Below are 12,075 nucleotides of genomic sequence, written 5' to 3'. Positions count from 1 at the left end.
TAGATAAATTTTTCACCCTCTTCATCCATGCTGTCGATATGTGGAGGACCCGCTGGGTTGACACCTTCTTGTGTGAATGCTTCACGCATGCTGTCTTGAACGATGGTGTCGATAACTTCACGGCGTGCTGATGGGCCGTGGCTTTGTGCGACCATCTTCATCGGCACCTTACCAGGGCGGAAACCCGCCATTTTTACGCTAGGTCTGATCGACTTAAGGCGTTCTTGTACTGCTTGCTCAATATTGGCATCTTCAACTGTCACCGTCATACGACGGCCAAGTTCGCTCACATTTTCTACAGTAACTTGCATTCTTTACCTCAAACATGGGGTTTGGCTTGGATGGCTTGACCATCAGCCTCTGAAAATTGGTACGAGAGGAGAGACTCGAACTCTCACAGGTTACCCTACTGGAACCTAAATCCAGCGCGTCTACCAATTCCGCCACTCTCGCATAATCTGTTATCAGACAACGTTGCTGTCTGAAGAAGTCGGCTATTATAGCTACAACACAGCGATAAAACTACCCTTGCATTGCCAAAAAAGTTAAACCCATATTCGCTTGTTGGCAGAACTGCTGAAATGCCAAGAAATCCTGTTGCGTGATTTCACGGTCACTCGCGTTGCGATCAGCCACAAAAACGCCAATGACTTTGTTGCGAACTATCGTTGGCATAACAATATATGGGGGTGTTCCGAGTAGTTTCAATGTCTCTCGCGACAAGGTGCCACCAAGTTGCTTAGGATCACCAGATATCAACCGGGCTTTCTTATTGCTGATAATTTGATTAAAAATATTTTCTTCTTTTCTAACATCGATTTTCAAAGTCTGACTCAATATATCAGCTGAGTCACCCAAAGCGTACTTACAAGATAAAACGGTGCGCTCGGGGTTCAGAATGGCAAACATCGCCCTGTCAGTTCCTACTCCGCGGTATATGCCCTCCAACACCATTTCTAAAATAATGCCTAAACTAGCTTTATCTTGAACGGTAGCTGAAATTTCATCCATCACACTCATTAGGTAGTCGTTATTGGCCTCTTGGAAAATAGGCTGTTCTTCATTTAGATTGGCTATATCTGGACTATCTTCTGTCGTGACTTTCTCAGCAGCTGTTGCATCCTCTATATCAGCAGCACTCGCCTCTCCCGCTTCATCATCTCCCTCGATTAACGGTACATACGGTTGTGGAATTTCTCGGCTTGCTTCGAAGCTGCCGTAGAGTTTAGTCACTTCTTTTGCCTTTCGCGCGTTAGCGAAAGCCATGTCTTTCAATTCAGATGGTTTTATCTCGAGAGAATCCGCCATCTTTTTAATTACAGTTTCGGTTTCTTCATTGTCCCAACCCTGCGTGGCCGCCGTCGCCAAAGCATTACCGCCTTGAATAAACTTTGTTCGACTATCATCGTTGCGCTGATTCACGTAGCTATCAAGTAAATCACCTAACGACCATGATTTGCATAAACCACGAGTCAGCGATGACAGAGGAAAGCCGAGTACTTCGGTTTCTGCTTCCACTTCATTCATGCCATCTTCAATCGCTTTTTGCAGCGCCTCTGCGTAATCATCTGCAAACGCCCAAAATGCCATTTGACCTAGCCGCGACAATAAAGTCGCCACAAAAATATCTTCTGGGTTTTTGGCTTTTAATTTGATCGCTAATTCCTGCGCCTGAGTGGCGGCATGAAAAGCCAGCCCCATTTCTTCTACCAACTTTTGTCGGTTCTGGCCTTTGCCTAAATTATCGACCAAGACCATAGACAGCGTCAGTGCACGCACTTGATCAAACCCCATTACCATCACCGCACGTGAGACTGTATTTATCTGTTGTTTGGTTGGGTTAAAGTGAAAACTATTAGAAACTTTCAATAAACGCGTCGTGAGTGACGCATCTTTGAGCACAATTTGCGCTACATCTGATGCGGAAGTTCTTTCACTGTTTACAGCGTCGGTAACACTGGTCACCGTACCGGAAAAAACCGGCATGTCATTATCGCTAAGTTGATTTATCCATTCGTTTACATTTTGGTGTTGCGGTTGTGCCAAACTCAGTCCTTCTTCTTCATTTCATTGGCTATGCCATGTGGTACGTGCCCAGTCGCAACATGTGCCATTGCTGACATGCAATGTTGTTCTTGATCATCAAAAAAGATGTCTGCACCAAACGATTTCAAAAATGGGCCTTTTTCCATGCCACCCAAAAAGATGGCCTCATCAATTCGAATACCCCAAGCGCGAAGCGTTCTGATAACCCGCTCATGAGCCGGTGCTGAGCGTGCTGTCACCAGGGCGGTTCGAATGGGCGACTCATCTTCATCATATTCGGTTTGAATTTGATTGAGCGCTAACAGAAAGTCTTTAAATGGGCCGCCTGGTAATGGGTTTTTTGCTGTTTGTTGTTCGTTCTCAGTAAACGCTTCTAAGCCCTGCTCTTTAAAAATACGCTCTGATTCATCTGAAAATAAAACCGCATCGCCATCAAAGGCAATTCGTAACTCTTCAGAATGATTATTATTGCCCACATGTGACGGCAAAATAGTCGCCGCAGCAATTCCAGCATCCAGTGCCATGCCAACATCTTCAGGACTTGTTGATAGAAATAAACTAGCGCTAAATGGCGCAACATAACGATATGGACTACTTCCAGAGGTAAAAACAGCTCGCGTTATTGTCAGTTTATGATGTTGTATAGAGTTGAAAACTCGCAGACCGGTGTCGGCGCTGTTACGTGATAAAAGGATGATTTCAACTCTAGGTGTATTCGGATTATTATCGTTTAAAGCTAGTAGTTTACGTACCAGATTGAATGCCCCGCCTGGTGCGAGTGGCACATCTTCATTGTCTATTTGATATTTACAGTAGGCTTCAGTGCCTTGTTCTTCATAGATTTTATGACTTTCATCCAAATCGAATAATGCTCGGGATGAAATTGCTACCACTAAACGTTTGGTATCCATAATTATGTCGCTTCTTTCAATACTTCGTGACCATCTTTACGTGCAATACGTAAAATTGACTGCCATGCTTTTTTACTTGCAGTCGCCATCTTGGGCGCATCAATAACGGCTTGCAAGTCATGCTCTAAAGTGGCAATCACAGACACTTCTGCAGGTTTACCCTTTGGAAAATCACCTTCGCCCGTAAACACGACGCGACAAAAAATGGGGACTTTAGGCGCCAGCATTTGCAAGGCATGCATTGAGTTATGTACATGCCGTAAGGGGTTGGGAAATTTATAACTTCGCCCCTCTATAATCTGCGTCCACTGATCGATATGCTCTGCACCAAACAAATGGCCCGCCAACGGATAAGTTTCAAGCACAAGTAGGCCTTGTTCCATTAAGAGCAGACGTTCTACTTCCAGCACACCACCAATGCCATCAGGAATAACAATGGAGCGTACTTCGTCTGCTCGAAGTGGTTGCAATGCCTTCTCAAGCAACCGCGCTTTTAACGTTTTTTTTCTGCGATGAATGACCAAATAAATCAGCACTACCAGCAGCATAATGACGGCGATGAATAACCATTGCCATGCCGAATCTAGGTTAATAATGGGAACTACCTCTTGCAACCAATCTTTCAAAAACAAAATTATACGAGACCCCTGTTAGTTTTGTGATCTAATTTACGGTTTGTGGATCAGGTGGTAAGTGCGTGATGGGGTCTTCATGAATAATCACTTCGGCATCATCAAATAACGCTTTCACCGCATTCTCCAGCTCATCCGCAATCGCATGCGCTTCGCGCAATAGTAATGTTTCATCCAACTCCAAGTGTAGCTGTATGAAAACTGTTGTACCTGAACGGCGTGTGCGTAAGTCATGTAAACCTTTCGCATGTGGATTGTTCAGTACCGTCGCTCTTATTTTTTGCCGGTCTTCGTCAGGCAGCTCGTGATCCATCAGGAGATCAATCGCTTCTCTGACAATAGACCAAGCGCTATACAAAATGAACAAGGCAATCACAATCGCAAAAATCGGGTCGAAAATAGCCCAGCCATAAGCTGCCAACACCAAAGCGATAATGACACTCCCATTCACCAATAAATCAGTTTTGTAATGCAAAGCGTCGGCTTTAATCGCGGTAGAGTCTGTGTGTCTGATCACATAGCGTTGAAAACTGATCAATCCGAGCGTCGCAAGCATCGAAAAAATCATCACGCCGATACCTAACTCAATACCATTAGAAATCTGCTGTGGATGAATGAGACGACTAATGCCTTGAAGTAACAAAATACCCGCCGAACCGGCGATGAACATAGATTGGCCTAATCCCGCCAAGGGTTCTGCTTTGCCATGACCAAAACGATGTTCTCTATCAGCAGGTTGTAAAGCGTGGTTGACTGCTATCAGGTTTACCACTGAGGCCAAGACGTCCAAGCTCGAATCGACCAAAGTAGCCAAAATACTGACCGAATCACTGATAAACCATGCCACCAATTTAGCAATGATAAGTGTCACGGCAGTAGCAACAGAGGCATAGGTTGCCATCCGCATTAAACGGGCTTTATCAATCTGTTGAGGCTTGTTCATGGAGTCAGTATAGTTGGTTGCATTAATTGCGGCGAGTCTAGCAATAAAGCCGCTATTATGCTCATCTTCACATCAGGACTGTTATATGGCTCATACCACGGTTACGACCACGGCGTTTACCGATCAAAAACCCGGCACTTCAGGCTTACGTAAAAAAGTCACTGTATTTCAACAAGCTAATTATCTGGAAAACTTTGTTCAAGCAACATTCAACGCCATTGGTGATTGTGTTGGCAAGAGCTTAGTTATCGGCGGTGATGGCCGTTTTTATAATCAAACCGCGATACAAATCATTCTTAAAATGGCCGCTGCGAATGGTTTTAGCCAGGTTTGGGTTGGTCAGAATGGCATCTTGTCTACACCCGCGGCTTCTTGTGTGATTCGTAAATACCAAGCCTTTGGCGGCATTATTCTCTCTGCAAGCCATAACCCGGCTGGTCAGGATGGTGATTTTGGGATTAAATTTAACACCAGTAATGGTGGCCCTGCCCCTGAGTCAATTACGGAAGCAATTTTTGAAAACAGTTTAACTATTAAAGACTATAAAATTAGTAATGATGCGGATATAGCCTTGGATGAAATAGGGTCTAAAGAATTGTCAGGTATGACGATAGACATTATTGACTCGGTGAGCGACTACGCTGACTTGATGGAAACCATCTTTGATTTCAATCAAATCCAAGACTTACTCGCTAAAGACTCGTTTTCAATGCGCTTTGATGCCATGCATGCCGTTACTGGCCCTTATGCCAAAGAAATTTTGGAAAACCGCTTGGGCGCAGAAAAAGGAACCGTGATTAATGGCATACCACTGCCAGACTTTGCTAAAGGTCATCCCGATCCGAACCTGACATACGCTGAAGAATTAGTAGCCGAAATGTTCTCTGACCATGCGCCAGTCTTCGGTGCTGCATCAGATGGGGATGGCGATAGAAATATGATTCTGGGCGCCAACTTCTTCGTCACACCATCTGACAGCTTGGCAATATTAGCGGCAAATGCAGATCTTGTCCCTGCCTACAAAGATGGACTTAGCGGGATCGCACGCTCAATGCCGACTAGCCAGGCTGCTGATCGTGTTGCCGAAAAACTGGGCATAGAAGCTCATGAAACCCCAACAGGCTGGAAGTTCTTTGGCAATTTACTGGATGCCGATCGTGCCACATTATGTGGTGAAGAAAGTTTTGGCACCGGCTCCAATCACATACGTGAAAAAGATGGTTTATGGGCGGTCTTATTCTGGCTCAATATTCTCGCTGCACGTAGCCAGTCCGTTGCCGATATTGTGAGCCAGCACTGGCAAACATTTGGCCGTAACTTTTATACACGCCATGATTATGAAGCCATACCAAATGCAGAAGCTGAACAAGTCATGCAACACTTGGAAGACCAATTACCGACACTCACCGGAAAAACATTTAATGGGCGCACGGTCAGTTATGCCGATAATTTCAGCTATCACGACCCCATCGATAACAGTGTATCGAGTCAACAAGGTATTCGTATTGGTTTTGATGGTGGTGATCGCATTGTGTACCGGCTCTCAGGCACTGGGACGGAGGGTGCGACATTACGCGTCTACATTGAGTCCTACGAAGATGATAAAGCGAAGCTGCTTGATGATACACAGCAAACCTTGGCTGACTTGATTGAATTAGCTGACTCGCTAGCGAAAATTGTCGACTTTACCGGTCGTACAACCCCCACTGTTATTACCTGACTGTAAAGGTTATCGAATGCAACAACTGATTCTGGGTTCAAGCTCCCCTTTTCGTGCTGAGCTTTTGCACAAATTAAACCTGTCTTTTATTCAGGTGTCACCCGCGATTGATGAAACTCCGCTCACTGACGAAACACCGGAACAATTAGTCGAGCGCCTGGCAACACAAAAAGCGCTGGAAATCGCTAAAACACACCCGGAGGGATTAATCATCGGTTCTGATCAGGTTGCTGTTATCGATAACACAATCTTAGGGAAACCGGGCAATCACCAAAAAGCAATGATGCAGCTGAAACAGGCATCTGGCAGAGAGGTGGTCTTTCAAACAGGTTTAGCCTTGTATAACGCAAAAACAGAGGAAATGCAGTCTTTAGTAGAACCGTTTACGGTTCACTTCAGAGACTTAACGGATAACCAAATCGACTTTTATCTGAAAAAAGAACAACCCTATCAATGCGCTGGTAGTTTCAAGTCGGAAGGCTTTGGTATCAGCCTGTTCTCGAAACTGATGGGTGATGATCCCAACAGCTTGATAGGGTTGCCTTTGATTCGCTTGATTGAACTGCTCAGCAATCAAGATATCGACATTTTGCAGCTCAACCAGTAACGTTATTATTCTTCGGCTTGGCCTTCTGCAGGCATTTTATTCGCGTTATCCATTGCTTGTGCTTGCGCAGCGAGATTATTCATGGTTTGCGTCATCATTTTACGTGCAGCGCGAGAACGCATACGTTTAGCCATGCCCTCTACAAGGCTTGGTTCGACGCCATTATCAGCCAAGTGCAGTTTAAGCTCGTCCAGGTGCGTTTCACAAGATTGCATCAGCTCGTTTGCCATTTCCTGACCGGATGTCGCATCAGCTTTAGGTTGTAGTCGACCCTGCATCATGCAGCTATTGTAGTCGGTGAGAATGCTGTACATTTTTTCAGATTGCTCAGCGGATAAATCGGCTGGTGTGACATACTCTTGAGCAGCTGCCAAGCTAGAAAAACCGAGAAAAATAGCTGATAAAAGAATTTTGTTCATTGCGACTCCGTTGTGGCTTATGGTTTAGTACGTATCAATTCACCAAAATGGACAGGCATTTTGGGAAATAATTCCCGATGATACCTGAACCGATGTAAATTAGCAGTTTCGTATGACATCACACTGAATAATGATCAATTTAACAGTATATTTATTAACTAAATACAAATAGATAACAGACATTTCAAAAATATTAATGAACAACGATATCAACGACAAACGACGCCATGCCATCAACGAATGGCTAACAGCAGTACTGCCCTATCATGAATTTGAGCTCACTGTTGCCTCATCCGATGCAAGCTTTCGACGCTATTTTCGCGTTGAGCAGGAAGAGTCAACGTGGATAGTCATGGATGCGCCACCTGAACACGAAGACATTGACTCGTTTGTTAAGGTAGCGGAATTTTTAGCTCAGTTCGCCATTCACGTACCTAAAATCTATGCAAAAGATTTACAACAGGGTTTCCTATTGCTGAGTGACTTAGGCAACACCTCATTTTTGTCTGTCCTCAATAACACATCGGCTGATGCGTTATATGAAAAAGCGATAGATGAAATCATCAAGATGCAGTTAAGTCCGGTAAATGAACTCGCAATAGCGGGTTATAATTCTGAGTCATTAACGCGAGAAATGGCATTATTTCATGAGTGGTTTTTACAACGTCATTTAGATCTACCACAGCCTGACTTTCTGCCCGATATTTTTGCCCTGCTTTGTGATAATGCTAACAACCAACCACAGCGATTTGTGCATCGTGACTACCACAGTCGTAACCTGATGCTGGTAAAAGACAAAGACGTCGGTGTTATTGACTTTCAAGACGCAGTGGTTGGTCCTGTAAGCTATGATCTTGTTTCCTTATTGCGTGATGTTTATATCGAGTGGCCACAGGAGAAGGTGAGCCAATGGATTCATTATTATTTTGATAAAGCGCAAGAAAATCATTTAATTGATTGTGATAAAGATACATTTATTCGTTGGTTTGATCTGATGGGGCTTCAGCGACACCTGAAGATTCTGGGGATTTTCTGTCGCTTATATTATCGTGATGGTAAGGACGGTTATCTAAAAGATTTGTCGCTTACCTTACGCTATGTATTGGCTGTCACGGCACGCTACCCCGAGCTCGAGCAGCTACACCAGTACCTCACGCAAACTTCTAGCATTATGGCAATACAATGAAAGCAATGATCTTGGCTGCAGGTCGCGGACAACGTCTACGTCCATTGACAGATACCACACCTAAACCCTTAATTCATGCTGGGGATAAGCGTCTTATTGAATATCTTATTGAGGCATTGGTCAGCGCCGGTTTTAGCGATATTGTGATTAACTATGCCCACCTAGGTGAACAGTTTCCTATTGTTTTGGGGGACGGTGAGAAGTATGGCACAACGTTTTACTACTCGCCTGAATTGGATGGTGGGTTGGAAACGGCCGGAGGCATCATAAATGCCCTTCCCTTACTGGGAAATGAGCCGTTCTTAGTGGTGAATGGTGATATATGGACTGATTTTAACTTCGCATCATTAAAAGACTTCACCTTAGCGCAGGACACACAGTGTCATTTGGTGCTGGTGAATAATCCTGAACATAATACTGAAGGTGACTTTTCCTTGGATCAAGGTGGTCAGGTTCAGCATCACGGTGAAGATAAATTGACCTTTAGTGGCATAGGCATCTATAAGCCGGCGATGTTTACAGGCTTGGACAATTCCAAGAGACCGCTCAAGCCATTATTTGATGCTGCGATTCAACAAAACCAGGTGACGGGTCAGATTCATCATGGCCAATGGTCAGATATTGGCACCTTAGAACGCTTGAATGAATTAACGCAGCAGCTCGAGAACGAAAAGCTTTAAGCGCAGAGAAATTCTAGCAAGGCTTTTTGAGCATGCAAGCGATTTTCAGCTTCATCCCACACCACACTCTGCGGACCATCAATCACTTCGGCTGTGACTTCTTCACCACGGTGTGCCGGTAAACAGTGCATAAACAGTGCGTTTTTCGCGGCCACATTCATGACTGCTTGATCGACTTGGAAAGAAGCGAAGGCCGCTTCGCGTTTACGCTGCTCTTCCTCTTGCCCCATACTGGCCCATACATCAGTGACAACCAAATCAGCGCCTTCTGTTGCTTTAATAGGATCATTAAACAACTGAATCTCTGCTTGAGTACTATCAATCAGTGACTGATTAGGTTCATACCCCTCAGGGGTTGCGATATGCAGTTCAAACCCGAACTGTTGCGCCGCATTGATGTAGGAATGGCACATATTATTGCCATCACCAATCCAGACCACTTTTTTCCCGTCAATTGAACCACGATGTTCCTGGTAAGTTTGCATATCTGCCAGTAGTTGGCATGGGTGAAAGTCATCAGTCAGCGCATTAATAACAGGTACTGAAGAAAACTTAGCAAAGGTTTCCAGTTTGCTGTGTTCAAAAGTACGAATCATTACCGCGTCAACCATACTGGAAATCACGCGTGCCGAATCTTCAACCGGTTCACCCCGACCTAATTGGGTATCATCTGGTGACAAGAAGATAGAGCCGCCACCAAATTGAATCATCGCTGATTCGAATGAAACACGGGTGCGGGTGGATGATTTTTCAAATATCATCGCGAGAACCTGATTTTTTAATGGCTGATAGATTTCGCCATTATGGTGCATCGTTTTTAATTCACTAGCACGATTAATCAGCTGTTTTAACTCAACCGAACTCAGATCCTTCAGGGTCAGAAAATGTCTCATGTTTTACGCAACGCTCTCAACAGCGTGTGATGACAAAAATGTCAAAACCAGCTTACTTACTTTCTCAACGATGAGTTCTGCTTCTTCAGCATTAATAATCATCGGCGGTACTAAACGAATCACTTTATCAGCAGTGACATTAATCAATAAGCGCTCTGCCAAAGCCAGTCTGACTAGGTCTCCACAAGGGATACTAAGTTCAATACCAAACATGAAACCTAAGGCACGGATATCTTTTACGCCGTCTCGATCGCCTAGCTTGTTTTTGAAGCTCTGCAGCATCTGATCACTTAATGTGGTGACATGCTGACATAAGTCGTCTTTTTCAATTGTTTCTAATACGGCTAATGCTGCGCTGCAAGCAAGTGGATTACCACCAAAAGTCGAACCATGATTACCAGCTTGCAACACACCAACTGCGCTACCAGCCACTAAACAAGCCCCGATTGGAACACCATTACCTAGGCCTTTCGCTAAGGTCATAACATCAGGCAGTACTGTTTCATTGTGCTGAAACGCAAACCATTGTCCGGTACGCCCTACGCCCGTTTGCACTTCATCCAACATCATTAATAACTTACGTTGGGTACAAATCGATCTGACACCCGCTAAATATTCGGAATCAGGTACTTTAATACCACCTTCGCCTTGCACCGGTTCCAGCAACACTGCTACAGCTTCTGGCCAGTGACCAATGGCCATGCGGAGAGCATCCAAATCGTTATACGGCACACGAACAAAGCCAGGTAACAGCGGATCAAATCCGACTTGTACTTTGGCATTCCCTGTTGCGGTCAATGTCGCCATCGTTCTGCCATGGAAGCTACCGTCCATCACAATAATGACGGGCTTATCTATGCCTTTGCTATGACCATATTTACGTGCGATTTTGATAGCCGCTTCGTTCGCTTCAGCACCCGAGTTACAAAAGAATGCCTGCTCCATGCCTGATACTTGAGTTAACTTATCGGCAAGCTGGGTTTGCAACGGAATATGATAAAAGTTAGAGGTGTGAATCAACGTTTCAGCTTGATCCTGAACTGCTTTAGTCACAGCAGGATGGCAATGCCCTAAATTACACACAGCAATACCACTCAGTGCATCAAGATACTGATTTCCTTGTGTGTCTGTTAACCAAGCACCTTGACCTTTTGCAAACGCTACATCAAGACGCCCGTATGTAGGCATGACGGAATCTGTCATGGCTTTATCTCCTTGCCGTGACGGCAATACTGCAATGGCCATTTTCAGGCCTATAAAACGAAAAATGGCAGTTTCTGACGAAACTGCCATCAATCAAAAAAGCGGTATTTTATAACGTTATTAAGGGATAAGCAAAAAATCCCTACTCCGCTTTTATTTATGCTGCAAAGTTAGCTGCAACGAAATCCCAATTCACTAATCCCCAGAAAGCTTCCAGGTATTTAGGACGCGCATTGCGGAAATCAATGTAGTAAGCATGTTCCCACACATCAACTGTCAACAATGGTGTTTGGCCATCAGTTAATGGGCAACCGGCATTGCTGGTATTTGCAATGGCGATGCTGCCATCTGCATTTTTCACCAACCAAGTCCAGCCAGAGCCAAAGTTAGTCGCTGCTGATTTGCTAAATTCTTCTTTGAATGCATCGAATGAACCAAATGTGCTATCAATCGCTGCTGCCAGTTCACCAGAAGGTGCGCCTTTAGCATCAGGTGTCATACAGTTCCAGTAGAAAGTATGGTTCCACACTTGCGCTGCATTATTGAAAATACCACCGCTGGCTGAAGTAATGATGTCTTCCAAAGACTTACCATCAAACTCAGTGCCAGGAACCAGATTGTTCAGGTTATTGACGTAGGTTTGATGATGTTTGCCATAGTGATATTCAAGTGTTTCTGCTGAAATAGTAGGTTCCAGTGCATTTTGTGCATAAGGAAGTGGTGGCAATTCAAAAGCCATATTCAATCTCCTAAAAGTGAAAAAATAACCGAGTAAGTTAAGTTGATTAGTCTAAAAGAGCACTAACTGTATAGCAAGTACTCCAAAGGTGACAGT

13 protein-coding genes and 1 tRNA gene are annotated in these 12,075 nt (G+C 44.4%); 4 read left to right on the top strand and 10 right to left on the bottom strand.

The genetic code is table 11. From position 1 onward, the window contains the following. From MDMS009_RS15045 to MDMS009_RS15020, 6 genes are all read right to left on the bottom strand, one after another. A partial coding sequence (locus MDMS009_RS15045) for a trigger factor (RefSeq protein ID WP_008292288.1) occupies positions 1 to 311 on the bottom strand: 311 nt, incomplete at its 3' end. A gap of 57 nt (positions 312 to 368) precedes the next feature. Further along, a tRNA-Leu gene (locus tag MDMS009_RS15040) sits at positions 369 to 453 on the bottom strand. Positions 454 to 522: 69 nt separating this feature from the next. Next, positions 523 to 2,046: an HDOD domain-containing protein gene (locus tag MDMS009_RS15035; protein WP_008292166.1), complete on the bottom strand. Its 1,524-nt coding sequence runs from the start codon at positions 2,044 to 2,046 to the stop codon at positions 523 to 525. 2 nt (positions 2,047 to 2,048) lie between these two features. Next, positions 2,049 to 2,957: a 5'-nucleotidase gene (locus MDMS009_RS15030; protein ID WP_008292057.1), complete on the bottom strand. Its 909-nt coding sequence runs from the start codon at positions 2,955 to 2,957 to the stop codon at positions 2,049 to 2,051. A 2-nt stretch (positions 2,958 to 2,959) separates the two neighbouring features. Then, complete coding sequence (locus tag MDMS009_RS15025) at positions 2,960 to 3,571, bottom strand: nuclease-related domain-containing protein (RefSeq protein WP_237700545.1); 612 nt, start codon at positions 3,569 to 3,571, stop codon at positions 2,960 to 2,962. A gap of 49 nt (positions 3,572 to 3,620) precedes the next feature. Next, the gene (locus tag MDMS009_RS15020; protein ID WP_008292041.1) at positions 3,621 to 4,532 is read right to left on the bottom strand and encodes a cation diffusion facilitator family transporter; all 912 of its coding nucleotides are present in this window, start codon (positions 4,530 to 4,532) and stop codon (positions 3,621 to 3,623) included. An 85-nt stretch (positions 4,533 to 4,617) separates the two neighbouring features. Here MDMS009_RS15020 and MDMS009_RS15015 point away from each other — a divergent pair, with 85 nt between their 5' ends. Both MDMS009_RS15015 and MDMS009_RS15010 read left to right on the top strand, forming a co-directional pair. Then, positions 4,618 to 6,252, top strand: coding sequence for an alpha-D-glucose phosphate-specific phosphoglucomutase (locus MDMS009_RS15015; protein WP_008292292.1), 1,635 nt, complete (start codon positions 4,618 to 4,620; stop codon positions 6,250 to 6,252). 16 nt (positions 6,253 to 6,268) lie between these two features. Next, positions 6,269 to 6,859 carry a Maf family protein gene (locus tag MDMS009_RS15010; protein ID WP_008292048.1) on the top strand — a complete coding sequence of 197 codons (591 nt, stop codon included), beginning with the start codon at positions 6,269 to 6,271 and terminating at the stop codon, positions 6,857 to 6,859. A gap of 5 nt (positions 6,860 to 6,864) precedes the next feature. Here the strand turns inward: MDMS009_RS15010 and MDMS009_RS15005 are convergent, their stop codons facing one another. Then, positions 6,865 to 7,278: a hypothetical protein gene (locus MDMS009_RS15005; RefSeq protein ID WP_008292284.1), complete on the bottom strand. Its 414-nt coding sequence runs from the start codon at positions 7,276 to 7,278 to the stop codon at positions 6,865 to 6,867. A gap of 196 nt (positions 7,279 to 7,474) precedes the next feature. Here MDMS009_RS15005 and MDMS009_RS15000 point away from each other — a divergent pair, with 196 nt between their 5' ends. Both MDMS009_RS15000 and murU read left to right on the top strand, forming a co-directional pair. Beyond that, positions 7,475 to 8,464, top strand: a complete 990-nt coding sequence (locus MDMS009_RS15000) for an aminoglycoside phosphotransferase family protein (RefSeq protein WP_008292133.1) — start codon at positions 7,475 to 7,477, stop codon at positions 8,462 to 8,464. Next, entirely contained in the window at positions 8,461 to 9,144 is a 684-nt protein-coding gene (gene murU / locus MDMS009_RS14995; protein WP_008292032.1) for an N-acetylmuramate alpha-1-phosphate uridylyltransferase MurU, read from the top strand. Before MDMS009_RS15000 ends, murU begins: the two co-directional genes overlap by 4 nt. Here the strand turns inward: murU and argF are convergent. The 3 genes from argF to sodB all read right to left on the bottom strand — a co-directional run bounded on the left by argF (position 9,141) and on the right by sodB (position 11,979). Next, positions 9,141 to 10,037, bottom strand: coding sequence for an ornithine carbamoyltransferase (argF, locus tag MDMS009_RS14990; RefSeq protein WP_008292186.1), 897 nt, complete (start codon positions 10,035 to 10,037; stop codon positions 9,141 to 9,143). The genes murU and argF overlap by 4 nt on opposite strands. A 3-nt stretch (positions 10,038 to 10,040) precedes the next feature. Next, a complete protein-coding gene (locus MDMS009_RS14985; RefSeq protein WP_043888423.1) occupies positions 10,041 to 11,240 on the bottom strand; it encodes an aspartate aminotransferase family protein in 1,200 nt (399 codons plus the stop codon). 157 nt (positions 11,241 to 11,397) lie between these two features. After that, on the bottom strand, positions 11,398 to 11,979 hold the full coding sequence (gene sodB / locus MDMS009_RS14980; RefSeq protein WP_036315131.1) for a superoxide dismutase [Fe]: 582 nt from the start codon (positions 11,977 to 11,979) through the stop codon (positions 11,398 to 11,400). Positions 11,980 to 12,075: the final 96 nt, after the last annotated feature.

Origin of the sequence: Methylophaga thiooxydans DMS010, assembly GCF_000156355.1 — a bacterium.
In the GTDB taxonomy this organism is placed as follows: Bacteria; Pseudomonadota; Gammaproteobacteria; order Nitrosococcales; family Methylophagaceae; genus Methylophaga; species Methylophaga thiooxydans.
This window is presented reverse-complemented; position numbering and strand designations above follow the sequence as displayed.